The 24,680-nt window shown below is 64.5% G+C and carries 23 protein-coding genes; 18 read left to right on the forward strand and 5 right to left on the reverse strand.

Going from position 1 to position 24,680, the window contains the following annotated elements; translation table 11 throughout:
- Window positions 1-131 precede the first annotated feature (131 nt).
- The 8 genes from bamA (at window position 132) to BM115_RS19255 (ending at window position 8,195) form a co-directional block, all read left to right on the forward strand.
- Window positions 132-2,471 carry an outer membrane protein assembly factor BamA gene (gene bamA, locus BM115_RS19220; protein ID WP_369823500.1) on the forward strand — a complete coding sequence of 780 codons (2,340 nt, stop codon included), beginning with the start codon at window positions 132-134 and terminating at the stop codon, window positions 2,469-2,471.
- 21 nt (window positions 2,472-2,492) lie between these two features.
- Window positions 2,493-3,020, forward strand: a complete 528-nt coding sequence (locus tag BM115_RS19225) for an OmpH/Skp family outer membrane protein (RefSeq protein WP_092297637.1) — start codon at window positions 2,493-2,495, stop codon at window positions 3,018-3,020.
- A 49-nt stretch (window positions 3,021-3,069) separates the two neighbouring features.
- Complete coding sequence (gene lpxD, locus BM115_RS19230) at window positions 3,070-4,176, forward strand: UDP-3-O-(3-hydroxymyristoyl)glucosamine N-acyltransferase (RefSeq protein ID WP_092297640.1); 1,107 nt, start codon at window positions 3,070-3,072, stop codon at window positions 4,174-4,176.
- Window positions 4,173-4,625 (forward strand): 3-hydroxyacyl-ACP dehydratase FabZ, encoded by a 453-nt coding sequence (gene fabZ / locus BM115_RS19235; protein ID WP_092297643.1) that lies wholly within the window; start codon window positions 4,173-4,175, stop codon window positions 4,623-4,625. Before lpxD ends, fabZ begins: the two co-directional genes overlap by 4 nt.
- Window positions 4,626-4,710: 85 nt before the next feature.
- A complete protein-coding gene (gene lpxA, locus BM115_RS19240) occupies window positions 4,711-5,514 on the forward strand; it encodes an acyl-ACP--UDP-N-acetylglucosamine O-acyltransferase (protein ID WP_092297646.1) in 804 nt (267 codons plus the stop codon).
- An 87-nt stretch (window positions 5,515-5,601) separates the two neighbouring features.
- Window positions 5,602-6,735 carry a lipid-A-disaccharide synthase gene (lpxB, locus tag BM115_RS19245; protein ID WP_369823505.1) on the forward strand — a complete coding sequence of 378 codons (1,134 nt, stop codon included), beginning with the start codon at window positions 5,602-5,604 and terminating at the stop codon, window positions 6,733-6,735.
- Window positions 6,735-7,397 carry a ribonuclease HII gene (gene rnhB, locus BM115_RS19250; protein ID WP_092297649.1) on the forward strand — a complete coding sequence of 221 codons (663 nt, stop codon included), beginning with the start codon at window positions 6,735-6,737 and terminating at the stop codon, window positions 7,395-7,397. Before lpxB ends, rnhB begins: the two co-directional genes overlap by 1 nt.
- 9 nt (window positions 7,398-7,406) lie before the next feature.
- Window positions 7,407-8,195 carry a TrmH family RNA methyltransferase gene (locus BM115_RS19255; protein WP_092297652.1) on the forward strand — a complete coding sequence of 263 codons (789 nt, stop codon included), beginning with the start codon at window positions 7,407-7,409 and terminating at the stop codon, window positions 8,193-8,195.
- Window positions 8,196-8,197: 2 nt separating this feature from the next.
- Here BM115_RS19255 and BM115_RS19260 read toward each other — a convergent pair whose 3' ends face one another.
- Both BM115_RS19260 and BM115_RS19265 read right to left on the reverse strand, forming a co-directional pair.
- A complete protein-coding gene (locus BM115_RS19260; RefSeq protein ID WP_092297655.1) occupies window positions 8,198-8,680 on the reverse strand; it encodes a hypothetical protein in 483 nt (160 codons plus the stop codon).
- Window positions 8,681-8,758: 78 nt separating this feature from the next.
- Window positions 8,759-9,694, reverse strand: a complete 936-nt coding sequence (locus tag BM115_RS19265) for a posphoenolpyruvate synthetase regulatory kinase/phosphorylase PpsR (RefSeq protein WP_255370907.1) — start codon at window positions 9,692-9,694, stop codon at window positions 8,759-8,761.
- Window positions 9,695-9,940: 246 nt separating this feature from the next.
- Here BM115_RS19265 and ppsA point away from each other — a divergent pair, with 246 nt between their 5' ends.
- The 3 genes from ppsA to BM115_RS19280 all read left to right on the forward strand — a co-directional run bounded on the left by ppsA (window position 9,941) and on the right by BM115_RS19280 (window position 13,890).
- On the forward strand, window positions 9,941-12,325 hold the full coding sequence (gene ppsA / locus BM115_RS19270; RefSeq protein ID WP_092297658.1) for a phosphoenolpyruvate synthase: 2,385 nt from the start codon (window positions 9,941-9,943) through the stop codon (window positions 12,323-12,325).
- Between the two features lie 152 nt (window positions 12,326-12,477).
- A complete protein-coding gene (locus BM115_RS19275; RefSeq protein ID WP_092297661.1) occupies window positions 12,478-12,903 on the forward strand; it encodes an NfeD family protein in 426 nt (141 codons plus the stop codon).
- 57 nt (window positions 12,904-12,960) lie between these two features.
- The gene (locus tag BM115_RS19280; protein WP_092297664.1) at window positions 12,961-13,890 is read left to right on the forward strand and encodes an SPFH domain-containing protein; all 930 of its coding nucleotides are present in this window, start codon (window positions 12,961-12,963) and stop codon (window positions 13,888-13,890) included.
- Window positions 13,891-13,950: 60 nt separating this feature from the next.
- On the opposite strand, the gene smpB is transcribed toward BM115_RS19280, so the two are convergent.
- Window positions 13,951-14,403, reverse strand: a complete 453-nt coding sequence (gene smpB, locus BM115_RS19285; protein WP_092297666.1) for an SsrA-binding protein SmpB — start codon at window positions 14,401-14,403, stop codon at window positions 13,951-13,953.
- A 186-nt stretch (window positions 14,404-14,589) separates the two neighbouring features.
- Between smpB and BM115_RS19290 the strand changes: the two genes are divergently transcribed.
- Together BM115_RS19290 and BM115_RS19295 are read left to right on the forward strand one after the other, a co-directional pair.
- Window positions 14,590-15,030 (forward strand): type II toxin-antitoxin system RatA family toxin, encoded by a 441-nt coding sequence (locus BM115_RS19290; RefSeq protein ID WP_092297669.1) that lies wholly within the window; start codon window positions 14,590-14,592, stop codon window positions 15,028-15,030.
- The gene (locus tag BM115_RS19295; RefSeq protein WP_255370908.1) at window positions 15,014-15,373 is read left to right on the forward strand and encodes an RnfH family protein; all 360 of its coding nucleotides are present in this window, start codon (window positions 15,014-15,016) and stop codon (window positions 15,371-15,373) included. The genes BM115_RS19290 and BM115_RS19295 overlap by 17 nt, the downstream gene beginning before the upstream one ends.
- Before the next feature lie 36 nt (window positions 15,374-15,409).
- Here the strand turns inward: BM115_RS19295 and BM115_RS19300 are convergent, their stop codons facing one another.
- Both BM115_RS19300 and BM115_RS19305 read right to left on the reverse strand, forming a co-directional pair.
- Window positions 15,410-15,970 (reverse strand): DUF4124 domain-containing protein, encoded by a 561-nt coding sequence (locus BM115_RS19300; protein ID WP_092297675.1) that lies wholly within the window; start codon window positions 15,968-15,970, stop codon window positions 15,410-15,412.
- 105 nt (window positions 15,971-16,075) lie between these two features.
- Window positions 16,076-17,035 (reverse strand): DMT family transporter, encoded by a 960-nt coding sequence (locus BM115_RS19305; protein WP_092297678.1) that lies wholly within the window; start codon window positions 17,033-17,035, stop codon window positions 16,076-16,078.
- A 115-nt stretch (window positions 17,036-17,150) separates the two neighbouring features.
- On the opposite strand from BM115_RS19305, the gene guaB reads away from it, so the two are divergent.
- The 5 genes from guaB (at window position 17,151) to BM115_RS19330 (ending at window position 24,583) form a co-directional block, all read left to right on the forward strand.
- On the forward strand, window positions 17,151-18,614 hold the full coding sequence (gene guaB / locus BM115_RS19310; RefSeq protein ID WP_092297681.1) for an IMP dehydrogenase: 1,464 nt from the start codon (window positions 17,151-17,153) through the stop codon (window positions 18,612-18,614).
- 107 nt (window positions 18,615-18,721) lie between these two features.
- Window positions 18,722-19,399, forward strand: a complete 678-nt coding sequence (locus BM115_RS19315) for a hypothetical protein (RefSeq protein ID WP_092297684.1) — start codon at window positions 18,722-18,724, stop codon at window positions 19,397-19,399.
- On the forward strand, window positions 19,374-20,993 hold the full coding sequence (guaA, locus tag BM115_RS19320) for a glutamine-hydrolyzing GMP synthase (RefSeq protein ID WP_092297687.1): 1,620 nt from the start codon (window positions 19,374-19,376) through the stop codon (window positions 20,991-20,993). The genes BM115_RS19315 and guaA overlap by 26 nt, the downstream gene beginning before the upstream one ends.
- A 235-nt stretch (window positions 20,994-21,228) precedes the next feature.
- Complete coding sequence (locus BM115_RS19325; RefSeq protein WP_369823501.1) at window positions 21,229-23,397, forward strand: TonB-dependent siderophore receptor; 2,169 nt, start codon at window positions 21,229-21,231, stop codon at window positions 23,395-23,397.
- 142 nt (window positions 23,398-23,539) lie between these two features.
- Window positions 23,540-24,583, forward strand: coding sequence for an endonuclease/exonuclease/phosphatase family protein (locus tag BM115_RS19330; RefSeq protein ID WP_092297693.1), 1,044 nt, complete (start codon window positions 23,540-23,542; stop codon window positions 24,581-24,583).
- Window positions 24,584-24,680: the final 97 nt, after the last annotated feature.

Here is a 24,680-nt window from a genome sequence, read left to right on the forward strand (position 1 = left end):
AAACCGGCCGTCGGCCGAAGAAGGTCGCGTCCCGGCGGTGTCGTCGAACCCGTCGGGAGGGGACGGCCTTGTCAGCAAAGCCAGGCGTCATCATGGACGGCGTCGGGACGGCATCGGAGCCAATACCCTGCATGAAATCGAAGAGGAATAGGGGATTCACGTTGATCAGACATAAGCGCATCTCGCTGGGCGTGCTGACGAGTGCCATTATCGCGGCCTGGAGCCCGGCGGGCTGGGCCGCCGACCCGTTTGTGGTCAGGGACATCCGCGTGGAAGGCCTGCAGCGCGTGGAGCCGGGCACTGTGTTCGGCTATCTGCCTGTGCGCGTCGGGGAGACCTTCACCGACGACAAGGGCGCCGATGCGATTCGCGCACTCTACAATACCGGTTTCTTCAAGGACGTGCAGATCCGCGCCGAAGAGGGCGTGCTCGTGGTCCAGGTGGAAGAGCGCCCGGCCATCTCGCAGCTCGAGTTCGTCGGCATCAAGGAATTCGACAAGGACACGCTGCGCCGTTCGCTGCGCGCGGTGGGCGTGGCTGAAGCGCGCTACTACGACAAGGCCCTGATCGACAAGGCCGAGCAGGAGCTGAAGCGCCAGTACGTGGCGCGCGGCTACTACGCTGCCGACGTGCAGACCACGGTGACGCCGGTGGACCGCAATCGCGTGTCCGTGGTGTTCAACGTGGAAGAAGGCCCGGTCGCCAAGATCCGCCAGATCAATATCGTCGGCAACAAGGCTTTCAAGGAAAGCACGCTGCGCGACGAGATGCAGCTCTCCACGCCGAACTGGCTGTCCTGGTACACCAAGAACGACCTGTACTCGAAGCAGAAGCTCACGGCCGACCTGGAAGCGCTGCGCTCGTACTACCTGAACCGCGGCTACCTGGAGTTCCAGATCGAGTCCACGCAGGTCTCGATCACGCCGGACAAGAAGGACATCTTCCTGACGCTGAACATCAAGGAAGGCGATCAGTACAAGGTGTCCGACATTCGCCTGGCCGGCGAACTGCTCGGCAAGCAGGCCGAGATGGAAAAGCTGCTGCAGCTGAAGAAGGGCGATATCTTCTCGTCCGAAAAGCTGACGGCCAGCACCAAGTCCATCACGGATCTGCTGGGTACCTACGGCTACGCGTTCACGACTATCAATCCGCAGCCCCAGGTCAACCAGGAAACGCGCGAAGTGGCGCTGACGCTGATGGTCGACCCCGGCCGCCGCGTGTATGTACGCCGCGTGAACGTGGTGGGCAACAGCAAGACCCGCGACGAAGTGGTGCGCCGCGAAATGCGCCAGATGGAAAGCTCGTGGTTCGACAGCGAGAAGCTCACGCAGTCGCAGGCCCGTATCAACCGTACCGGCTACTTCACGGACACGAATATCACCACCGAGGACGTGGCCGGCGCGCCCGACCAGGTGGATGTCAACGTGAACGTGACCGAGAAGCCGACCGGCCAGATCAGCCTGGGCCTGGGTTTTTCGTCGACTGACAAGCTCGTGCTGCAGGCCGGCTTGCGCCAGGACAACGTGTTCGGCTCCGGTACCAGCCTGGGCCTGGACGTGAACACGGCCAAGTCGTTCCGGACCATCTCGCTGACGCAGTACGACCCGTACTTCACGGTGGATGGCATCAGCCGTTCCACGGACATCTACTACCGTACCTCCCGTCCGCTGTACTACACCGGCGACCAGGACTACAAGATCGTCTCGGCCGGCGGCGGCTTCAAGTTCGGCGTGCCGTTCTCCGAGAATGACACGGTGTTCTTCGGTATCGGTTACGAGCGCACCGAGGTGCATACCTCCGTCAACACGCCGACCCAGTACACCGCGTGGCTGAACAAGATCGGCAAGAGCAGCGGCGACCCGATCAACAACTTCCCGTTCACGATTGGCTGGGCCCGTGACCGTCGCGACAGTGCGCTGATCCCGACCAAGGGTCCATACACGCAGGCCAACCTCGAAGTGGGCGTGCCGGGCGGCGATACGCAGTACTATCGCGCCAGCTTCCAGCAGCAGTACTTCTATCCGATCTCCAAGGCCTTTACACTGGCCTTCAACGGCGAAGTGGCGTACGGCCACGGCTACGGCGACACGCCGTTCCCGGTGTTCAAGTACTTCTACGCCGGTGGTATCGGCTCGGTGCGCGGCTACCAGACCAGCACGCTTGGTCCGAAGGACCAGAACGGCAACCCGGTGGGTGGTGCGTCCAAGCTGATCGGTAACGTGGAATTTGTGTTCCCGCTGCCGGGCTCGGGTGTTGACCGCACGCTGCGCCTGTTCACGTTCTTCGACTTTGGTAACGTGTACCAGGAAGGTGCACCGATTACGTTCAGCGACCTCAAGTACTCGACCGGCTTCGGCATGTCGTGGCTGTCGCCGATCGGCCCGCTGAAGGTCAGCATGGGCTTCCCGCTGAAGAAGGACGATACGGATCGCGTACAGCGATTCCAGTTCCAGATCGGTACCGCGTTCTGATCCCCAAAAAGGATTTGTTTCATGAAACTCCATACACCACTGATGAAATCCCTGAGCGCCGCAGCGCTGGCCGCAGCGGCCCTGTGCGTAGCCGCCCCGGCGATGGCTCAGGAGGCACGCATTGCCGCGGTCAACTCGGAACGTATTCTGCGTGACTCGCAGCCGGCCAAGGCTGCCCAGGTCAAGCTCGAGCAGGAATTCTCGAAGCGCGATCGCGAACTGCAGGACATGGCCCAGAAGATCAAGGGCATGGCCGACAAGCTCGACAAGGACACGGCTGTGCTGGCCGATTCCGACCGCCAGCGCCGCCAGCGCGAAGTGGCCGATCTCGATCGCGAGTTCCAGCGCAAGCAACGCGAGTTCCGCGAGGACCTGAACCAGCGCCGTAACGAGGAACTGGCCCAGGTACTGGAGCGCGCGAACCGGGTGATCCGTCAGATTGCCGAGCAGCGCAAGTACGATCTGATCGTGCAGGAAGCGGTGTACGTCAATCCACGCATCGACATTACCGATGACGTGATGAAGGCGCTCAACGCCGGCAGCAAGTAAGCGGCGCGCGCTCGTTCGTCGCTGTCTCGTTCTTCAAGGAAGTACCGCCATGCAGACACCCACACTGGGTCAGCTCGCCACCGAAAACGGCGCGCAGGTTGTGGGTGATCCCGACCTCGCCGTGCGCGGCCTGGCGCCGCTCGACCAGGCCGGCCCCGGTGACCTGTCTTTCCTGTCCAATCCGCTGTACCTGCCGCAGGCGCTGGCCTCCAATGCCAGCGCCGTCATCGTCTCGCCGGCCGACCTCGAGCGTATTCGCGCCGATGGCCAGGCCGACGGCCGCAACTGGCTGGTCGCCCGCAACCCGTATGTCTGCTTTGCCCGCGTGGCGCAGCGCTTCGACCGTGAGGCGAATGCCGATCCGCGCACTGGCATCGACCCGCGCGCGAGCGTGGCCGCCGATGCCGTGGTGCCGGCGTCCTGCTTTATCGGCCCCAACGTGGTGATCGAGGCTGGCGCGCGGCTGGGCGAGCGGGTAAGGGTCCTGGCGAATGCCTTTATCGGCGCAGGCGCGGAGATCGGCGACGATACGCTCATTTACGCGAACGTTTCCGTCTATCATCGTTGCGTGGTGGGTGCGCGCAACATCCTGCACAGCGGCGTGGTAGTGGGCGCGGATGGCTTTGGCTTCGCGCCGGACATCGGTCCGGCCGGGGTGGAATACGTGAAAATTCCGCAGGTTGGCCGTGCCGTGCTGGGCAATGACGTGGAAGTGGGCGCCAATACGGCCATCGACCGCGGCGCGATGGCCGATACGGTCATCGAGGAGGGCTGCAAGCTCGACAACCAGGTCCAGATCGCGCACAACGTGCGGGTGGGCGCCCATACGGTCATTGCGGGCTGCGCGGCGGTGGCCGGCAGCACCCGCATCGGCCGTTTCTGCGTGATTGGCGGATCGGCCAATTTCGCGGGCCATTTGAATATCGCCGACCGGACGACGGTGTCCGGCGGCACCTCGATTACCAAATCGATTACGAAACCCGGGGGGCATTACACCAGCGTGTTTCCGTTCACGACGCATGGCGAGTGGGAGCGCAATGCGGCCATCGTGCGCGGATTGTCCAAGCTGCGCGAGCGCGTGGTCACGCTGGAACGCCGCCTGCGCGGCCAGTCCGCCGGGTCCAATACCAAACAAGACGAAGAGAAATCATCATGACCGCATCCGACATCGACATCCGCAAGATCCTGAAGCTGCTGCCGCATCGGTACCCGATCCTGCTCGTCGATCGCGTGCTGGAGTTCGAGCCGCAGAAGCGGATCAAGACGCTTAAGAACGTCACGATCAACGAGCCGTACTTCATGGGGCACTTTCCCGATCAACCCGTGATGCCGGGCGTGATGATCCTCGAGGCCCTGGCGCAGTCGGCCGGCCTGCTGACCTTCGGCGCCGATATGGAGCGCAAGGAAGGCGCGCTGTACTACTTCGTGGGTATCGATGGCGCGCGCTTCAAGCGTGTGGTCTACCCCGGCGACCAGCTGCACCTGAACGTGACCGTCGAGCGCTACATTCGCGGCATCTGGAAGTTCAAGGCCAGCGCCACCGTGGACGGCGAAATCGCCTGCGAAGCGGAACTGATGTGCACGGTCAAGCAGGCCGAAGGCTGATCGGCGCCGCCGCGCCCACCCATGGGCCCCGTCCCGCGTGGCAACGCGCGGGACTCAACCGAATTCAGACCACAGGACAGGACGTATGACGCAAATCCATCCCAGCGCACTGGTCGACCCGAAGGCAGAACTTGCCGCCGACGTGACCGTCGGTCCGTTTTCCATCATCGGTCCGAACGTGCGGATTGGCAGCGGCACCCGGATCGGCTCGCATACCACCGTCGAAGGCCATACCACCATCGGCGAAGGCAACCGCATCGGGCCGTACGCCTCGGTGGGCGGCACGCCTCAGGACATGAAGTACGCCAACGAGCCCACCCGGCTCGAGATTGGCGACCGCAACACGATTCGCGAGTTTACGACGATCCACACCGGCACGGTGCAGGACCAGGGCGTGACCAGCCTCGGCAACGACAACTGGATCATGGCCTACGTGCACATCGCGCACGACTGCCGCGTGGGAAACAACACGGTGTTTTCGAGCAACGCGCAGATCGCAGGCCACGTGGAAGTGGGCGACTGGGCCATTCTCGGCGGCATGAGCGGCGTGCACCAGTTCGTGCGCATCGGCGCCCATGCGATGCTGGGCGGCGCGTCGGCGCTCGTCCAGGATGTGCCGCCATTCGTGATCGCCGCGAGCGACAAGAACGGCAACAAGGCCACGCCGCACGGTGTCAACGTGGAAGGTCTGCGTCGCCGGGGCTTTGATGCCGGCCAGATCGCCGCCCTGCGCCAGGCCTACAAGCTGCTGTACAAGTCAGACTTGGGCTTCGACGAGGCGCGCAGCGAGATCTCGGCCCTGCTGGGCCAGACCGATGCGGCTACCGGCGCGCCACTGCGTGCCTTCGTCGAATTCCTGGCCGCGACGCAGCGCGGCATCGTCCGCTAAGCCGCGCCGCACATGATTCACGCCGCAGTGCAGGCCGATCCGCCCGCCGTAGCTCGGGCGAATGTCAACAAGCGTGGCACGATTGCCATGGTTGCCGGGGAGGCTTCCGGCGATTTGCTGGCATCGCTCCTGCTTGAAGGGCTTCATGCGCGGCTGGGCGAGTCCGTGGACTTCGCGGGCATCGGCGGCCGCCGCATGATGGCGCAGGGCTTCGTCTCGCACTGGCCGATGGAGACGCTCTCCGTCAACGGCTATGTGGAGGTGCTCGGTTCGCTGCGGGAAATCCTGGCAACGCGCCGGGCAATTCGCGAGAAGCTGCTGGCCAATCCGCCGCTGTGTTTCATCGGCGTAGACGCGCCCGACTTCAATTTCGGATTGGAAGTGCCCCTGCGCCGCTCGGGCATCCCTGTCGTGCATTTCGTCAGCCCGTCAATCTGGGCGTGGCGCGGCGGGCGCATTCGTACCATCGCGCGCGCGGTGGACCACATCCTCTGCCTGTTCCCGTTCGAGCCCGAGATCTATGCGAAGGCCGGCATTCCGGCGACCTACGTCGGTCATCCGTTGGCCGATGTGATTCCGATGGTGCCTGACGTCCAGGGCGCGCGGGAAGAGCTTGGCCTGCCCGAAGGCAAGCGCATCGTCGCGGTGCTGCCGGGTAGCCGGCAGTCCGAGGTGCGCAACCTTGGCGCGACGTTCTTTGCGGCCATGGCACGCATGCATCGCATGGACGGCAACCTGGCATTCGTTCTGCCGGCAGCCAGCGCGCCGCTGCACGAGATTATCCGCGGGCTGCACGAGCGCTATCCGGAGATCGACCTGACCGTGGTGGATGGCCAGTCGCATCTGGCCATGGAAGCCGCCGACGTCGTGCTGCTGGCCAGCGGTACGGCTACGCTCGAGGCAGCGCTCTACAAGAAGCCGATGGTCATCTCGTACAAGGTGCCCTGGCTCACCGCGCAGATCATGAAGCGACAGGGCTACCTGCCTTACGTGGGCTTGCCTAATATTCTGTCAGGGCGGTTCGTGGTGCCAGAACTGCTCCAGGACGACGCCACGCCGGAGGCGCTGGCGCGCGAGACGCTGCTGCAACTGAACGACGAGGGCAATATCGCCTTCTTGCGGGAACATTTCACGACGATGCACGAGACGCTGAAGCGCGACACGGCCAACCTCGCCGCCGGCGTGGTGGTGGATCTCATGCACGAACGGGGTGTGCGCTGATGGCCAGCCAGAAAACCGGCAAGGGTCCGTCGCCGCAGATGGGGCTGGAGTTGACCCAAACCGTTGCCGTCGTACGCCATCTTTGTGGCGTGGATGAGGCCGGGCGCGGTCCGCTGGCGGGGCCGGTCTATGCCGCCGCCGTGATCCTGAACCCGGAGCGGCAAATCCGGGGCCTCGCCGACTCGAAGATCCTGAGCGCCGATAAGCGCGCGGTACTGTTCGAACGCATCTGCGAGCGGGCGATCGGCTGGCACATCGCGTCGGCTTCGGTCGAGGAAATCGACTCGCTGAATATCCTGCACGCTTCCATGCTGGCGATGCAGCGCGCCGTGGCGGGCCTGACGGCGAGCGGCATCTTGCCCGATCTGGTGCAGGTCGATGGCAATCGCTGTCCGCAGGTCCCGTATCCGGTCGAGGCCATCGTGAAGGGCGACGCCAAGGTGCGAGCCATTTCCGCTGCGTCGATCCTTGCCAAGGTGGCCCGCGATCGCGAGCTTCACGCGCTGCACCTGGAATATCCCCAGTACGGCTTCGATGCCCACGTGGGCTATCCCACGCCCCAGCATCTGGCCGCGCTCCAGCAGTTTGGTGCGACACCGCATCACCGCCGCTCGTTTGCGCCGGTGCGGGTGGTGCTGGAGCGCGACGCGCTGCCTTTCTGAGACACATCCTTGAAGCACGTCACCTCGCGCGACAATGCGCTGTTCAAGCACCTGAAGGCCCTTACTGGGTCCACGCACGCACGCCGCAAGGCGGGGCAGTCCGTGCTCGATGGCGTGCACCTCGCGCAGGCGTATGTGGCCGCGCGAGGGCAGCCGACCAGTTGCGTCGTGTCAGAGCGGCACTACGATCACGCCGAAGTGCGCCCACTGCTGGAAGGCATTGATCCGGACCGCGTTGTCCTGCTGGCGGATGCGCTGTTCGCGCAGATTACGAGTGTGGTGAACGGCATCGACCTGATGCTCGTGATCGACACGCCCGGCGGGCACCTGCCGTCCACGATCGACACGGATTGCGTGATCCTGAACGGCGTGCAAGACGCCGGCAATGTCGGATCGATCTTGCGCAGCGCTGCCGCTGCGGGGATTCCGCACGCCTTCCTGACCACGGGCTGCGCGTTTGCGTGGTCGGTCAAGACCCTGCGCGCGGGCATGGGTGCGAATTTCCACCTCAATATCGTCGAGCACTGCACGCTCGAGATGCTCGAAAGCCGGCTTGCCGTGCCGTTGCTGGCGACGTCGTCGCATGCCGATGCAGCCGTATTCGATACCGATCTCCGCCAGCCGGTGGGCTGGGTCGTCGGCAACGAAGGCGCAGGTGTCAGTCCGGAATGGATGGCACGCGTCTCGCGGACCGTCGGCATTCCGCAGCCGGGCGGCCTTGAGTCGCTGAATGTGGCGGCGGCGACCGCTGTCTGCCTGTTTGAAACGGTCAGGCAGCGGCGCGCGGCATCGCGCTGACATCAGGAGTTCGGCTGGCGAGTGGCCGGCAACCGCCGCGCGCCGCTGTACATCCCGATGTGCTCGGCGATCCTGTCGATCTTGCCTTCCAGTCGCGCCAATCCCCGCTCGTGCCGGTCTTCCATGCGATCCATCCGGGCTTCCGATTTGTCCATCCGTGCGTCCAGCTTGTCGAACCGCTCGTTGACCTGGCCGAACTGATACAGGACCGCCGATTCGAACCGATCCAACCGTTGGCTATGGGCTTCTTGCTGGGCGTGAATGGCCTTAAGCTCGCCATCAATGGCGGCACGCGTGTGCCGGGCGCTCAGCTCGATGATGCCGAAAATTCCCCCGAGCGATGCGACAACGGCTGCGAAGATGACGCTGGCGATGCGCATGCCAAGCGTGTGCCGCACGGGCGGCGGGGGCGGGCGATCGCGCTGGCGGCGCCCGTCATTGCCGGGAGGGGGTAGGAAGGAGTGGCCAGCAACCATGGTGGTCATATTTCCTCGCAGTGAGTGATTGACCATCCGATGGTGACCCCGTAGCGCCTCCAGCGCTACGGGACGATTCTCAAAATCTCAATAGTTGTCGCGGTCGATCTTGATTTCCTGGAGGATTGTCGTGGCAATCTCCTCGATCGACTTGTGCGTCGAACTGAGCCACTTGATGCCTTCGCGGCGCATCATGGCCTCGGCCTCGTTGACCTCGTAGCGGCAGTTCTCCAGTGCCGCGTATTTGCTGCCCGGGCGCCGTTCGTTGCGGATCTCGGTGAGACGCTGCGGGTCGATCGAGAGCCCGAAGATCTTGGGCTTGAACGCGTAGAGCGCCGACGGCAGGCGGCCGCGCTCGAAATCGTCCGGGATCAGCGGATAGTTGGCGGCCTTCAGCCCGTATTGCATGGCCAGGTACAGGCTCGTCGGCGTCTTGCCGCTGCGCGACACACCCACCAGGATCACGTCGGCTTCTTCCAGGTTCTTGTGCGACTGGCCGTCGTCGTGGGCCAGCGAGAAGTTGATCGCCTCGATCCGGTTCTTGTAGGCCTCAGTGTCCGCATTCTGGTGGAAGCGGCCGATTGCATGTGTGGACTTGAGGCCCAGCTCCTTTTCCAGCGGCTCGATGAAGGTCTGGAACATGTCCAGGATCATCGCCTTGGCGCGCCGCAGGGCCTTGTTAGCCTCGGCATTGACCAGCGTGGTGAACACGATGGGCGGCACGCCCTCGTTATAGAACGCCTCGTTGATCTTGCCGACGGCCACGTGTGCCTTTTCCGGTGTGTCCACGAACGGCATCCGCACCTTGCGGAAGCGCATTTCGAACTGGGCCAGAATGGAGTGGCTGAAGGTCTCGGCCGTGATGCCGGTGCCGTCCGATACGATAAAAACCGTACGGATGGCAGGGCGATCGCCAGTGCTGGCGGTGGCCGGGGGCGACGCGGCGGGAGAGGTGGCAGGGCTTGCCGCCGTGCCGGGCGCAGGCGCCTGTTGGGGCGCATCAGGCGCTTCGGGAAGGGACATGTCTGGTCAATTTTTGAGGCTGCCACGCGAAAGTGCGGTGCGGCACGGTAGAATAGCGGCGATCTTTTGGCTAAGCAATTCCGTACGCGCCGGTGCAGCAACGATCTGCGGCACGATTGTCGACAATGTGCGCCGCAGCATCCGCACGCGCTCCGGAATGGTTTAGCCAAGCGATCCGCCGGGAACAGAACCCCAACAACATACCGGTCGGTGACACCGATTTCTTACTTTGTTTTTGAGGCTTTTATGACTAACCAGGCAGATAACGGCGCCTATGTGCTGCCGTTCGAGCAGTTGCGCATGCATGACGTGGAAACCGTCGGCGGCAAGAACTCTTCGCTGGGGGAGATGATCTCCCAGTTGGCAGAGGCTGGCGTCCGTGTTCCCGGCGGTTTTGCTACCACCTCGCTCGCGTTCCGCGACTTCCTGCAACACAACGACCTGACCGCCCGCATTTCGGATCGCCTGAAGACGCTCGACGTCGATGACGTGAAGGCCCTGGCGGAAGCCGGCGCCGAGATCCGCGGCTGGGTTGCCGCCGCTCCGTTCCAGCCGCGCCTGGAACAGGAGATCCGCGAATTCTATGCCCGCGTGTCGGCCCGTGAAGGCGCCGAGGCATCGTTCGCCGTCCGTTCCTCGGCCACGGCCGAAGACCTGCCGGACGCCTCGTTCGCCGGCCAGCAGGAGTCGTACCTCAACGTCAGCGGCATCGACGACGTGCTCGACAAGATCAAGCACGTGTTCGCCTCGCTCTACAACGACCGCGCCATCTCGTACCGCGTGCACAAGGGCTTTGCCCACGATGTCGTGGCACTGTCCGCCGGCGTGCAGCGCATGGTCCGTTCGGACCTCGCGGCGTCGGGCGTGATGTTCACCATCGACACCGAATCGGGCTTCCCCGACGTGGTCTTCATCACGTCGAGCTATGGCCTCGGCGAGACCGTGGTGCAAGGCGCCGTGAACCCGGACGAGTTCTACGTCTTCAAGCCGACCCTGGAGCTGAACAAGTACCCGATCATCCGCCGCTCGATTGGCTCGAAGCTGATCAAGATGGAATTCACGGGCCCGGGTGAAGCCGGCCGCGTGAAGACCGTCGATGTGGCGCCCGAACTGCGTAACCGCTACTCGATCACCGACGCCGATGTGTCGGAGCTGGCCAAGTACGCGATGATCATCGAGAAGCACTATGCCCGCCCGATGGACATCGAGTGGGGCAAGGACGGCAAGGACGGCAAGATCTACATCCTCCAGGCGCGCCCGGAGACGGTGAAGAGCCAGTCCGCCGGCAAGGCCGAGCTGCGCTTCAAGCTGAAAGGCACGGCGCCCGTGCTGACCAGCGGTCGCGCCATCGGCCAGAAGATTGGTACCGGCCCGGTCCGCGTGATTAACGATCCGTCCGAGATGGAACGCGTGCAGCCGGGCGACGTGCTGGTGGCAGACATGACCGACCCGAACTGGGAGCCGGTGATGAAGCGTGCCTCGGCCATCGTGACCAACCGTGGCGGCCGTACCTGCCACGCGGCCATCATTGCCCGTGAACTGGGCGTGCCGGCCGTGGTCGGCTGCGGCGATGCGACCGATCTGCTGAAGGACGGCACGCTGGTGACGGTGTCGTGCGCCGAAGGCGACGAAGGCCGCATCTACGACGGCCTGCTCGAAACCGAGATCACCGAGGTCCAGCGCGGCGAGATGCCTGAGATCGAAACCAAGATCATGATGAACGTGGGCAATCCGCAGCTCGCGTTCGACTTCGCGCAGATCCCGAACCACGGTGTGGGCCTGGCCCGCCTCGAGTTCATCATCAACAACAACATTGGCGTTCACCCGAAGGCCATCCTCGACTATCCGCAGGTCGATGCCGACCTGAAGAAGGCCGTGGAATCGGTGGCCCGTGGCCACGCCAGCCCGCGCGCGTTCTACGTCGACAAGCTGGCGGAAGGCATCGCCACGATCGGCGCGGCGTTCTATCCGAAGCCCGTGATCGTGCGCCTGTCCGACTTCAAGTCGAACGAATACAAGAAGCTGATCGGTGGTTCGCGCTACGAGCCGGACGAGGAAAACCCGATGTTGGGCTTCCGTGGCGCGTCGCGCTACATCGCCGAGGACTTCGCCGAAGCGTTCGAGATGGAATGCAAGGCCATGAAGCGCGTGCGCGACGAAATGGGCCTGACGAACGTCGAGATCATGGTGCCGTTCGTGCGCACGCTGGGCCAGGCCAAGAAGGTCATCGAGCTGCTGGCCAAGCACGGCCTGAAGCGCGGCGAAAACGGCCTGCGCATCATCATGATGTGCGAAGTGCCGTCGAACGCGATCCTGGCCGAGGAGTTCCTGGAGTTCTTCGATGGGTTCTCGATCGGCTCGAACGACCTGACGCAGCTGACGCTGGGTCTGGACCGCGATTCCGGCATGGAGCTGCTGGCCAAGGACTTCGACGAGCGCGATCCCGCTGTGATCTTCATGCTGCAGCGCGCCATTTCCACGGCGCTACGCCTCGACAAGTACGTCGGTATCTGCGGTCAGGGCCCTTCGGACCATCCGGATTTCGCGCTGTGGCTCGCCAAGGAAGGCATCAAGTCGATCTCGCTGAATCCTGATTCGGTGGTCGAAACCTGGAAGCAACTGGCTTCGTAAGGCATTTGGCGTCACAATAGCGATAACTCATCCAAAGCGGTGCCCGGCTGAACCCGGGACGCCGCGTGGCACCGGCCCTGCGGCAGGTGTTGCAACAGCCCCCGCAGGCGCCTATGGCGCGGCGGGGGTTTTTTATTGGGAAAAGGAGCGGGATGTCGTCTTACTACATATGGTTCGCCGCGGCAGTGGTGCTGGTGATTGCCGAGATGGCGACGGGCACCTTCTATCTGCTGATGATCGCCGTGGGCGTGGCGGCCGGTGGTGTGGCCGCGCTTGCCGGCCTCGGTGTACCGGCGCAAACGGTCACGGCGGCCCTGGTAGCCATCGCGTGTATCGCGGCCTTGCGCCGCACACGCTATGGCACGCTGCGTCGGGGTACGGCATCGACGGATCCCGATGTAAACCTCGATATCGGCCAGGAACTCGATGTCTCCGCCTGGGACCCGAGTGGGCGTGCCCGCGTGCCGTATCGCGGCGCTGACTGGAGCGTGGAGCTGGCGCCGAACACCGAGCCGCTTCCGGGGCGCTTCCGCATTGTCGAGGTGCGGGGTACCACGCTGATCGTCTCGCCGCGCTGATTCCTGCGCGGCACCCATCCAATGACTAGCAGTTTTCCTATTTGACGGGAGTTGTACATGCTTGCCTACCAGCTCGGGCTGTTTCCACTGATTCTGCTCATCGCGGCCATCGTGCTGATTGCCAAGGGCATCAAGATCGTGCCGCAGCAGCACGCATGGGTGCTTGAGCGTCTGGGGCGCTACCACGCCACGCTGACGCCCGGCCTGACGATCGTGGTGCCGTTCGTGGATCGCGTGGCCTACAAGCACATCCTCAAGGAGATTCCGCTCGATGTGCCGAGCCAGGTCTGCATCACGAAGGACAACACACAGCTGCAGGTGGATGGCGTGCTGTACTTCCAGGTGACGGATCCGATGAAGGCGTCTTATGGCTCGAGCAACTTCGTGGTCGCGATCACGCAGCTGTCGCAGACCACGCTGCGGTCGGTGATCGGCAAGCTGGAACTGGACAAGACCTTCGAGGAGCGCGAGTACATCAACCACAGCGTGGTCAATGCGCTCGACGAAGCCGCCGCCAACTGGGGCGTGAAGGTACTGCGCTACGAAATCAAGGACCTGACGCCGCCGAAGGAGATCCTGCATGCGATGCAGGCCCAGATCACGGCCGAGCGCGAGAAGCGGGCGCTGATCGCGGCTTCCGAAGGCAAGCGGCAGGAGCAGATCAATCTGGCCTCCGGCGCCCGTGAGGCGGCGATCCAGAAGTCCGAGGGCGAGCGGCAGGCGGCGATCAACAGGGCCCAGGGCGACGCGTCGGCGATCCTGGCCGTGGCCGAAGCCAACGCGCAGGCCATCGAAAAGATCGGCCACGCGATTCGGGGCGAGGGCGGCGCGGAAGCCGTCAACCTCAAGGTGGCCGAGGAATACGTTGCCGCGTTTGGCAACCTCGCCAAGCAGGGCAACACCCTGATCGTGCCGGGCAACCTTGGCGAAATGAGTTCGATGATCGCCTCGGCACTGCAAATTGTGAAAACCCAGCAGAAGACCTGAGCGACGCGCACTGACGCGGCATCGCCAGACAAGAACGGAGGCCATGGCCTCCGTTTTTTCTTATTCCTTGTTATCGCTCTTCATCAGGCGCGCCTTTTCGCGCTGCCAGTCCCGATTTTTCTCGGTTTCGCGCTTGTCGAACTGCTTCTTGCCCTTGCCGAGGCCGATTTCGCACTTCACGCGGCCGCGCGTGTAGTGCAGGTTCAACGGCACGAGCGTATAGCCGCGCTGCTCGACCTTGCCGATCAGCTTCTTGATCTCGTCCGCCTTGAGCAGCAGCTTGCGCGTGCGCACGGGGTCCGGCGTCACGTGCGTGGAGGCGCTCTGCAGCGGGCTGATATGGGCGCCGATTAGGTACATCTCGGCGTTGCGCACCACGACGTAGCCTTCCTTGATCTGCACACGGTTGGCCCGGATGGCCTTGACTTCCCAGCCCTCCAGCACAATCCCGGCTTCGTAGCGTTCTTCGATGAAGTAGTCGAAAAAGGCTTTCTTGTTATCAGCGATGGTCATGCGTACGTGGTGGATTCCTGAGCAAGGCTGCCGCGCTGCGGCAAAGAGGGGAGCGACCGTTGTGGCGTCATCGAGGGGCGCCATGTGCGCCGGGGATGCCGTCGACCCGCGTGTCGGCTAAAATCGGGATTCTAGCAAACCCGCCCCGTTCGGGCCCAGCCCCTGGCGGCGCCCGCATCCGATTACATGGCAGACGTCCATAAATCCGTCCTGCTTGGCTTTTCGGCCGAGCAGATGTATGACCTGGTCACCCGCGTGGAGGACTATCCCAAGTTCCTGCCATGGTGTGGTGGCGTCGAGATCTTCGAGAACACCGAGACGCTGCTCGACGCGAAGATCCATATCCATTTCAACGGCATCAAGCAGTATTTCCATACCCGGAACGTGCAGGAGCGTCCTACACGCATTGATATGACGTTCGCGGACGGTCCTTTCAAGACCTTCAATGGCTCCTGGCGCTTTACGCCGCTGCGCGCCGACGCCTGCAAGATCGAATTTCACCTCCATTACGAGTTTTCGAGCTTCATCCTCGAGAAAATCATCGGTCCCGTGTTCAGCATGATTGCCAATACGTTCGTCGATGCCTTCGTCAAGCGCGCCGAGGTGGTGTATGCCAACAACGGCTGATCCTGGCGCCATGGTGCGGCTCTCGGTCTGCTACGCCAAGCCTGAGGCGGTGTTCCTGAAGGATGTCTCGGTGCCGGCTGGCACGAGCGTCGAGGGGGCGATTCGCGCCAGCGGCCTGACCGAGGCGTATCCCGAAGTGGACCCGACGACGGCACGGGTCGGCATCTACGGCAAGCTCAAGACCGTGGAAACACTGGTTCGGGAGGGAGATCGGGTAGAGGTCTACCGGCCGCTGACCGCCGATCCCAAGCAGGCACGCCGCAAGCGCGTGCAGAAGACCCGGGCTACCGGGACGCGCGAGGGCCTGAAATGGCTGCGCGGCGGGGGCGGGCAGGGGAGTTGACTGGGCGGGCGGCCTATCCGGCGCCCCCCCCATGCCTCAGCTGCAGTGCTGGGCCATCGACTGGCTGACCTTGTCGAGTTCGGCGGCGCGTTCATCGCCGTTCAGGCGGTGCGCGGCGCCATCCGGGCCGGCCTTCGAGATGCGCATGCCTTCGCGCAGCCCCGTGGCGTAATTCGACATCTCTTCGCAGCGCGTCTGGCGGGCCAGTTGCTCGCGTTCCTTGGTGGCGGCTTCCAGGTCGGCCTTGAGGCGCTCCTCGCGGCGCTCGCGGAAGGCCTGATCGGGATCTGTCCCGGCGGCCGGCTTGTCCTTGGCCCGCGCGCTCACCTGGCGGGCCCGGGGCGCGTCGCCTGCAGGGGCCTTGGCGTCGGCTTGTCCGTCGGCCTTGATGGCTGTTTCGGCTTCCACCGGGCGATAGGCGCCTGCCGCACGGCCGGGTGCCATCACGATGGCGCGGTCCGGTACGGAGGGCGGCGGCGGTACATCGCTATAAACCATGCGGCCGGTGCCGTCCTTCCACTGCCATTGGGAAAAGGCCGTGGCGGGCACGGCGAGACTGGCGGCAACAAGCAGGTACAGCGCGGTCGAACGGTTCATGGCAAGAGTGTCTGTGGCGTCTGGGCGGAAAAATGCCAGGTTGGCGATGAAAACCGGACGGTAGGAGGGTTGACAACCATGTGACCCCCGCGTCATGCCGGTAGTCTACGCAGACTTGTCCGTGGCGTGCAAGCGCACGGACCAGGCCACCCCGACGATCAGCAGGGCGACAGCGGCCAACTCCAGCGGCCGTGGCCAGCGGTGATCGAACACAAACCCGTATGCCAGCGCGAACAGCGTCTCAAAAACGATCATTTGCCCCGAAAGCGTCAGGGGTAGGCGGCGACTGGCGATGTTCCAGAGGTTGTTGCCAATTAGCGACGCCCCGAGCGCCACGGCGGCGTTGACCGTCCAGAACCACTGCCATTCGCGCCCGCTGCCCGGGGCGGTCAGCGCGTCGCCGGCCACGAGCCAGCCGATGCCAGCCAGCACCACGGAAACCAGCCCGGTAGATAGCCCGTACAGGGCCGACCACTCGTTCCCGCTGTAATGCGGATGGCGCTGGAGGTAGCGCGCGTTGTCCACGGCGTAGAGCGTCCAGCAGACCAGCGCGCCCGCCGCGCAGGCCACGCCAGCCAGTTTCTGCCACGCCGGGCGGGCCAGGGCGTCCACCGCCGCGCCATGCGCACCGCCGCCCCCGGCAAACAGGTCGATATTGATGCTGGCGATGCCGGCCGCCACCACCAGCAGCGGCCAGACCAGCCGCGAGAGCGGCACAGCGCCGTGGTCGCGGCGGCCCATGATGGTGATGGAAACCGGCAGGATGCCGATGATCAGCGAGGTCGGCCCGACTCCGGCCAGCTGCACGCCAAACGCCAGCAGTACGTAATAGAGCAGGTTCCCGGTGAACGCCTGGCGCAGCAAGGCGACGCAATCGCCCCGAGTTAGCTTTTTTGCGAGGCGCCGCATCAGCGGCAGCGCCGCCACGAAGGCGACCAGCCCATAGGCCAGGTAGCGGCCAATGGCGAGTTCCCAGGGCGAAAACGCCGGCAGCAGCTTCGGCGCGATGAACACCATGCCCCAGAACGCGCCGGCCAGCAGCCCGCACAAAACGCCGATGCCCATCGGACTCCTGTTGTGATCTGTGGAAGGGAGGCCGAGAATAGCAAGGGGGATGCAAGAACGCATCAGCAAATCCTGCATTCCTGTATAATCTGCTTTTGCGCCTAGAGGATTTGCTATGCGTCTTGTCCAGAAAGCACTCACATTCGATGACGTGCTGCTTGTACCGGCCTATTCGGCCGTCCTGCCCCGGGATGTTTCCCTCCGCACCCGCCTGACCCGTTCAATCGAACTGAACATTCCGCTCGTGTCCGCCGCCATGGATACCGTGACGGAAGCCCGGCTTGCCATTGCGATGGCTCAGGCCGGCGGCATCGGCATTGTCCACAAGAACCTGAAACCGGCCGACCAGGCGCGTGAAGTGGCGCGCGTGAAGCGGTACGAATCGGGTGTGCTGCGTGATCCGATCACCATTTCGCCGGACATGAAGATCCGCGATGTGATCGCGCTGTCGCAGCACCATGGCATTTCCGGCTTCCCCGTGCTCGAAGGCAAGACCGTCGTCGGTATCATCACCAATCGCGACCTGCGCTTCGAGGAAGAACTCGACGCCCCGGTGCGCGCCAAGATGACCCCGCGCGAGAAACTCGTCACCGTGGCCGAAGGCGCCCCGCTGGACGAGGCCAAGCGCCTGATGAACCGTCACCGCCTGGAGCGCGTGCTGGTGGTCAATAGCGCATTCGAGCTGCGCGGCCTGATCACCGTGAAAGACATCCAGAAGGCCGTGGACAACCCGCTGGCCAGCAAGGACGATCACGGCCAGCTGCGCGTCGGCGCCGCCGTGGGCGTGGGTCCGGACAACGACGAACGCGTGGAACTGCTGGTCAAGGCCGGCGTGGACGTGATTGTGGTGGATACCGCGCATGGCCACAGCCAGGGCGTGCTGGACCGTGTGCGCTGGGTCAAGCAGAACTTCCCGCAGGTGCAGGTCGTGGGCGGCAACATCGCCACCGGCGCGGCCGCGCTGGCGCTGGTCGAGCATGGCGCGGACGGCGTGAAGGTGGGCATCGGCCCCGGTTCGATCTGCACCACGCGGATCGTGGCCGGCGTGGGCGTGCCCCAGATCACCGCTGTTTCCAACGTGGCCGAGGCGCTCAAGGGCACCGGCGTGCCGCTGATCGCCGATGGCGGCGTCCGTTATTCGGGCGATGTGGCCAAGGCCCTGGCGGCCGGGGCGCACACCGTGATGATGGGCGGCATGTTCTCGGGTACCGAGGAAGCGCCGGGCGAAGTGTTCCTGTATCAGGGCCGCTCGTTCAAGAGCTATCGCGGCATGGGTTCCGTGGGCGCGATGAAGGACGGCGCCGCCGACCGCTACTTCCAGGAAGACAACACCGCCAACGTCGACAAGCTCGTGCCGGAAGGTATCGAGGGCCGGGTCCCCTACAAGGGCTCGGTCATGGCGATCATCCACCAGCTGACCGGTGGCGTGCGTGCGTCGATGGGCTACTGCGGCAGTAGCTCCATCGCCACCTGGCACGAGACGGCCGAGTTCATGCAGATCACGGCCGCCGGCATGCGCGAATCGCACGTCCACGATGTGCAGATCACCAAGGAAGCGCCGAACTACCATATCGACTGATCACGATATGGCCCGCCCGACCTGGGCATCACGGCCGCGCTGGCAACGTCGAGGTTGACGAGGCCGCGCGGCCGCGACGCAAGAAGCATCAGGAAAAAGGAGCGCCCATGAAAGTACTATTGCGAGCCGTGCTGTTCTTCGACGCCTTGCTAGACCTGCTGCTCGGCATCCTGCTGCTGATGTCGCCGTTCACGACGCTGTATGCCGCACTCCAGTTGCCGCAGCCGCAGCCGGCCATGTTCGGCCAGCTGCTCGGCGTGGCGATGATCGGCATGGCGTGGCTGCTGTTCCAGGCTGCCATTAACGGCCAGCTGACCGTGCCCGTGGCGCGCACGGTGGGCCAGGTGAACCTGGTGAGCGCTGTGCTGATCGTGGCGTGGACGCTGTTCCTGGACATGCCCGTACAGGGCGCCGGCAAGGTCTGGCTGCTGACGCTGGCCGCTGTCATGCTGTTCTTCGCCGTGGTGCAGATGCCCGCCGCGAAGCGCGTGCGCCTGCGCGAGCGGGAGCAACTGGCCCAGCGCGAAGCCGAACTGCGCGCCGCCCGGCATGGCGATGGCCCCGTGTACTACCCCGGCACGCCGGTCGATGCCGTCGACCCCGCCGACCCGCACCAACAACCCGGCGCCGCCAACCCGGCACGCCCGCATGGATCCCCCGAATACCGGCGCGAACCGGTCATCACCCCGCCACCCGGCTACGGCCCAGGCACCGAGGTCATGCCCGAACCCGAGCCGGAAGCTCTGCCAAACGCCCATCATGCACGACAAAATCCTCATCCTTGATTTCGGCTCGCAGGTCACGCAGCTGATTGCCCGCCGCGTTCGCGAGGCGCACGTCTACTGCGAGATCCATCCTAACGATGTGACCGACGAATTCGTCCGCGAGTACGCGCCGAAGGCGGTCATCCTGTCCGGCAGCCACGCCAGCACCTACGAAGACCACCAGCTGCGCGCGCCGCAGGCCGTGTGGGACCTCGGCGTGCCGGTGCTGGGCATCTGCTACGGCATGCAGACCATGGCCGTGCAGCTGGGCGGCAAGGTGGAGTGGAGCGACCATCGCGAATTCGGCTACGCCGAGGTGCGCGCCCATGGGCATACCAAGCTGCTCGATGGCGTCGAGGATTTCTCGACGCCCGAAGGCCACGGCATGCTCAAGGTCTGGATGAGCCATGGCGACAAGGTGGCCGAACTGCCGGCGGGCTTCAAGCTGATGGCGTCCACGCCGAGCTGCCCGATCGCCGGCATGGCCGACGAGGCGCGCGGCTACTACGCGGTGCAGTTCCACCCGGAAGTCACGCATACGGCGAAGGGTCGGGAGATGCTCGAGCGCTTCGTGCTCAAGATCGCCGGCGCGAAGGCCGACTGGGTGATGCGCGACCACATCGCCGAAGCCGTGGCCAAGATCCGCGAGCAGGTAGGTGACGAAGAAGTCATTCTGGGCCTGTCCGGCGGCGTGGATTCGTCCGTGGCGGCGGCGCTGATCCATCGCGCCATCGGTGACCAGCTGACCTGCGTGTTCGTCGACCACGGCCTGCTGCGCCTGGACGAGGGCAAGATGGTCATGGAGATGTTCGCGGGCCGCCTGCACGCCAAGGTCGTCAATATCGACGCCTCCGAGCAGTTCCTGGGCCATCTGGCCGGCGTGACGGACCCCGAGCAGAAGCGCAAGATCATCGGCCGCGAGTTCGTCGAAGTCTTCCAGGCCGAGGCCAAGAAGCTGTCCAACGCCAAGTGGCTGGCGCAGGGCACGATCTACCCGGACGTGGTGGAATCGGGCGGCACCAAGACCAAGAAGGCGACCACGATCAAGAGCCACCACAACGTCGGCGGCCTGCCCGAGACGCTGGGCCTGAAGCTGCTGGAGCCGCTGCGCGACCTGTTCAAGGACGAAGTGCGCGAGCTGGGCGTGGCGCTGGGCCTGCCGCCCGAGATGGTGTACCGCCATCCGTTCCCGGGCCCGGGCCTTGGCGTGCGGATTCTGGGCGAGGTCAAGCGCGACTACGCCGAGCTGCTGCGCCGCGCGGACGCCATCTTCATCGAGGAACTGCGCAAGACCATCGCCACGGAGCAAGACGCCGCGGCGGGCCTGTGCGAGCCGCAGCAGGTGGGCAAGAGCTGGTACGACCTGACCAGCCAGGCCTTCGCGGTGTTCCTGCCGGTGAAGTCCGTGGGCGTGATGGGCGATGGCCGCACGTACGACTACGTGGTGGCCCTGCGCGCGGTGCAAACCACGGACTTCATGACCGCTCACTGGGCGCACCTGCCGTATGCGCTGCTCGGCCGCTGCTCGAACCGCATCATCAACGAGGTGCGTGGCCTGAATCGGGTGGTGTACGACGTCTCGGGCAAGCCGCCGGCGACGATCGAGTGGGAATAAACCCAGGCCCTTCGGGGCCTGCGGAGCAGTGACGTATCAACGGCCGGGGCCCATCGCCCCGGCCGTTTTCTTTTCGGGATCCCCAAACGAGACAGCCAATAGCAGTGTGGTGCGTGCGCGACGCCTGACAATCAAACCGGCGATAAATGTATCGAGACCATTACATGACATTACAATGGCAAAAGAAATGCGAGTCATTCGCATTATCATTTCCCATCAGTAGAGAGATCTTGCAATGTCTGTATGCGCCCGGCGCCGCGTTCGCGGCTCGCACGCCTTCCGCCTGACCACCTTTGCCTTGAGCATGCAAGCCGCCAGCGTCACGCTGGCCCAGGAGCAGGCACCTGCTCCCGCCCACCAGGAGTTGCCGACGATCACCGTCCGAGGCAGCAGTCTCCCCGAATCGCCGACCGGCCCGGTACACGGCTTCGTGGCGAAACAAGCCGTGACCGCCACCAAGACCGACACGCCGATCATGGAAACGCCGCAGTCGATCACCGTCATCACGCGCGACCGGATCGAACTCACGGGCGCCCAGTCGGTGGCGCAGGCGGCGGGCTACACGGCCGGCGTCTCGGCGGCGGGGTTCGGCACGGACAACCGCACGGATTCGATCAAGATCCGTGGCACCGATTCCACGCAGTACCTCGACGGGCTGCTCAATGCCGTCGGGTTCTATAACAACACGCGCCCGGATCCATACGCCCTGGAGCGCATCGAGATCCTGAAAGGGCCGTCCGGCATGCTGTACGGCCAGGGCTCGGTGGGCGGCGTGGTCAATCTCGTGTCGAAGCGTCCGCAGGCGGAGGCCGCGCGTGAAATCGGCGTGAGTTTCGGTAATTTCAACCGCAAGCAGATCCAGGCCGACTTCACGGGGCCGATCGATGCCGACGGCAAGTGGCTCTACCGCTTCGTGGCCCTGGCGCGCGACAGCGATGCCTCGGTGGGCTACGTCAAGGACAACCGCTACTATATTGCCCCCTCGTTGACCTATCGCCCGACGTCCGACACCAGCTTCACTTTGCTGGCCAACTTCCAGAAGGACGATACGGGCTCGATGATCGGCTTCTTCCCGTGGCGCGGCACCCAGATCGAGAACCCGGCCGGCCAGATCCCGCAGAGCTTCTTCATCAGCGAGCCCGGCTTCGACAAGTACACGGCCGAGCAGCACGCCGTGGGCTACCAGTTCGAGCACAAGTTCAACGATACCTTCACGGTGCGCCAGAACCTGCGCTATTCGCACAGCACGGTTGACTACCGCAGCATCTACACGGCCGGCTACACCGGCGCCACGCATGGATGGGTGCCCGGCAGCGACACGATGCTGCGCCGCACCATCTACCTGAACCAGCCGACGCTGAACCAGCTGGCCGTCGACACGCAGGTGCAGTCGAAGTTCGGCACCGGCCCCGTGCGCCACACGCTGCTGTCCGGCTTCGACTACCAGAACAACGAGATCACGGGCCGCACCGGCGTGGGCGGCTTTGCCGCGCCGATCAACGTGTTCAACCCCGTTTATGGCAACTATCAGGCGCCAACGTCCACGCGCGACCTGGCCCCGGCCAAGCAGATCCAGACCGGCGCCTACCTGCAGGACCAGATCGAATGGAACAAGTGGCTGCTGATGCTGGGCCTGCGCTACGACTGGTCGCGCGCGGCGCAGGACAACACGCCGGCGGGCTCGCGTGACGACAACGAGCTGACCAAGCGCTTCGGCCTGATGTACCGCTCGGACTTCGGCCTCAACCCCTACGTCAGCTATGCGGAATCGTTCCAGGGCCAGGCCGGCTTCAATGTGGACGGGGGCGCGTTCAAGCCGCTGCGCGGCAAGCAGTGGGAAGTGGGCGTCAAGTACCAGCCGCCCGGCAAGAACATGACGCTGACCGCCTCGCTGTTCGATATGCGCGAAGAAAACCGCAAGGTGGCCGGCGTGGTCAACGGCCTGCCCGGCACGGTGCAGGTGGGCGAGGCGCGCACGCGCGGGGCGGAACTGGAGGCGCTGGTGTCGCTGGGCCGGCTGGACCTGATCGCCACGTACACCTACCTGGACGCCAAGGTCATCGAAGGCACGGCCGCCGAGCAGGGCCAGCGGCTGGCGAGCATCCCGGCGAACATGGCGTCGCTGTGGGCCAACTACCGCTTCAGCCTGTTCGACATGCCGGGCTTTGTGACCGGGGCGGGTGTGCGCTACAACGGTCCGTCCTATGACGGCACTGGCAACAACCGCGTGGGCGGCTTCACGCTGTTCGATGCCGTGCTCGCCTACGATCACGGCCCGATCCGCGTGTCGCTGAACATGAACAACCTGTTCAACAAGCAGTACGTCAACACCTGTATCGCACGCGGTGATTGCTTCTTCGGCACGCAGCGCACGATCATCGGCAATGTGACCTACCGCTTCTGATCGCCCAATCAGGAATGCGAACGCCGGCTGCCCAAGGGTAGCCGGCGTTTTTTTTGACCCTCGTCAGACAATTCCCAGGATCGACCAGAACTGTCTTAGTCTGCTGTGACAATGCGTCTCACCATCCACCCCGGAGTGACACATGCCGTATTACGCAGGGTTGAAACAGATCGAGGACGCGGAGATCCGCAAGCGGACCATCGACGGGCTGAAACGCCTGCGGCCCGCGCTGGCCGGCGCCATTCCCGCGCGCACCGCCACCCGCACGCTGCTGCTGGCCACCTGGAATATCCGCGAGTTCGACTCGGGCAAGTACGGCTACCGGGACGACGAGCCGTATTACTACATCGCCGAAATCCTGAGCCGCTTCGACCTGATCGCGATCCAGGAGGTGCGCAGCGGGCTCTATCCGCTCCAGCGGCTGCAACGGATATTGGGTAGCTGGTGGGATTTCCTCGTGACGGACGTGACGCTGGGCACCTCGGGCAACGCCGAGCGCATGGCCTACCTGTACGACCGGCGCAAGGTCTCGTTCACCGGGCTGGCCGCCGAGCTGGTGCTGGCGAAGGAAAAGGGCGCGCCCGAGGAGCCGGTGCAGATGGCGCGCTCGCCTTATATCGCGGGCTTCCGCGCCGGCTGGGCCTACCTGACGCTGGCGACGGTCCACATCTACTATGGCAAGAGCGTGGCCGTGGACCCGCGCCGGCTGGCCGAGATCACGGCGTTCGCCCGCACGCTGGCCAAAAACGCGGGAAAGCTCTCCAGCGCCCCGCAATACGCGCCCGGCACGCCGCCGGAGGCGGATAACCTGATCGTGCTGGGCGACTTCAACATCTTCAACCGCAACGACGTGACCATGGAGGCCATGACCCGGGCCGGATTCGCGGTGCCGGACGCCCTGCAGGCCGTGCCGGGCTCCAACGTCGACAAGAACAAGCATTACGACCAGATTGCCTACCTCAGCAAGCTGGCGCACCTGGCGCCCACCGGCCAGGCCGGCGTGTTCGATTTCTACGAGCACGTCTACCGGCTCGAGGACGAGCCCGCCTATGCGCGGCAGCGGGCCGCCAAGCCGGGGCGCGGCTTCAAGGAGTGGCGCACCTACCGGATGAGCGACCATCTGCCGATGTGGGTCGAATTCGGCATCGACGATGGCGACGCCTATCTCGACGGGCTGCTGGCGTAACCGCACGGGCCGCCCGGGGTGCCCGGGGTGCCTTCAGCAAGCCGGGCCGATTCGATCTATCCTCCGGTCTGCAGCACAGACGGCGGCACCGCCGCGC

The organism is Cupriavidus sp. OV096, from assembly GCF_900115455.1.
Taxonomy (GTDB): Bacteria; Pseudomonadota; Gammaproteobacteria; order Burkholderiales; family Burkholderiaceae; genus Cupriavidus.

What these genes read in the sequence shown, in the direction of transcription:
- guaA (WP_092297687.1), top strand. Translation starts at nt 19,374, where the DNA reads ATGCACGACAAAATCCTCATCCTTGATTTCGGCTCGCAGGTCACGCAG.
- ppsA (WP_092297658.1), top strand. Translation starts at nt 9,941, where the DNA reads ATGACTAACCAGGCAGATAACGGCGCCTATGTGCTGCCGTTCGAGCAG.
- BM115_RS19330 (WP_092297693.1), top strand. Translation starts at nt 23,540, where the DNA reads ATGCCGTATTACGCAGGGTTGAAACAGATCGAGGACGCGGAGATCCGC.
- BM115_RS19275 (WP_092297661.1), top strand. Translation starts at nt 12,478, where the DNA reads ATGTCGTCTTACTACATATGGTTCGCCGCGGCAGTGGTGCTGGTGATT.
- BM115_RS19265 (WP_255370907.1), bottom strand. Translation starts at nt 9,694, where the DNA reads ATGTCCCTTCCCGAAGCGCCTGATGCGCCCCAACAGGCGCCTGCGCCC.
- BM115_RS19225 (WP_092297637.1), top strand. Translation starts at nt 2,493, where the DNA reads ATGAAACTCCATACACCACTGATGAAATCCCTGAGCGCCGCAGCGCTG.
- fabZ (WP_092297643.1), top strand. Translation starts at nt 4,173, where the DNA reads ATGACCGCATCCGACATCGACATCCGCAAGATCCTGAAGCTGCTGCCG.
- bamA (WP_369823500.1), top strand. Translation starts at nt 132, where the DNA reads ATGAAATCGAAGAGGAATAGGGGATTCACGTTGATCAGACATAAGCGC.
- BM115_RS19280 (WP_092297664.1), top strand. Translation starts at nt 12,961, where the DNA reads ATGCTTGCCTACCAGCTCGGGCTGTTTCCACTGATTCTGCTCATCGCG.
- lpxD (WP_092297640.1), top strand. Translation starts at nt 3,070, where the DNA reads ATGCAGACACCCACACTGGGTCAGCTCGCCACCGAAAACGGCGCGCAG.
- BM115_RS19260 (WP_092297655.1), bottom strand. Translation starts at nt 8,680, where the DNA reads ATGACCACCATGGTTGCTGGCCACTCCTTCCTACCCCCTCCCGGCAAT.
- BM115_RS19290 (WP_092297669.1), top strand. Translation starts at nt 14,590, where the DNA reads ATGGCAGACGTCCATAAATCCGTCCTGCTTGGCTTTTCGGCCGAGCAG.
- lpxA (WP_092297646.1), top strand. Translation starts at nt 4,711, where the DNA reads ATGACGCAAATCCATCCCAGCGCACTGGTCGACCCGAAGGCAGAACTT.
- smpB (WP_092297666.1), bottom strand. Translation starts at nt 14,403, where the DNA reads ATGACCATCGCTGATAACAAGAAAGCCTTTTTCGACTACTTCATCGAA.
- BM115_RS19315 (WP_092297684.1), top strand. Translation starts at nt 18,722, where the DNA reads ATGAAAGTACTATTGCGAGCCGTGCTGTTCTTCGACGCCTTGCTAGAC.
- BM115_RS19300 (WP_092297675.1), bottom strand. Translation starts at nt 15,970, where the DNA reads ATGAACCGTTCGACCGCGCTGTACCTGCTTGTTGCCGCCAGTCTCGCC.
- BM115_RS19295 (WP_255370908.1), top strand. Translation starts at nt 15,014, where the DNA reads ATGCCAACAACGGCTGATCCTGGCGCCATGGTGCGGCTCTCGGTCTGC.
- rnhB (WP_092297649.1), top strand. Translation starts at nt 6,735, where the DNA reads ATGGCCAGCCAGAAAACCGGCAAGGGTCCGTCGCCGCAGATGGGGCTG.
- BM115_RS19305 (WP_092297678.1), bottom strand. Translation starts at nt 17,035, where the DNA reads ATGGGCATCGGCGTTTTGTGCGGGCTGCTGGCCGGCGCGTTCTGGGGC.
- BM115_RS19325 (WP_369823501.1), top strand. Translation starts at nt 21,229, where the DNA reads ATGTCTGTATGCGCCCGGCGCCGCGTTCGCGGCTCGCACGCCTTCCGC.
- lpxB (WP_369823505.1), top strand. Translation starts at nt 5,602, where the DNA reads ATGGTTGCCGGGGAGGCTTCCGGCGATTTGCTGGCATCGCTCCTGCTT.
- guaB (WP_092297681.1), top strand. Translation starts at nt 17,151, where the DNA reads ATGCGTCTTGTCCAGAAAGCACTCACATTCGATGACGTGCTGCTTGTA.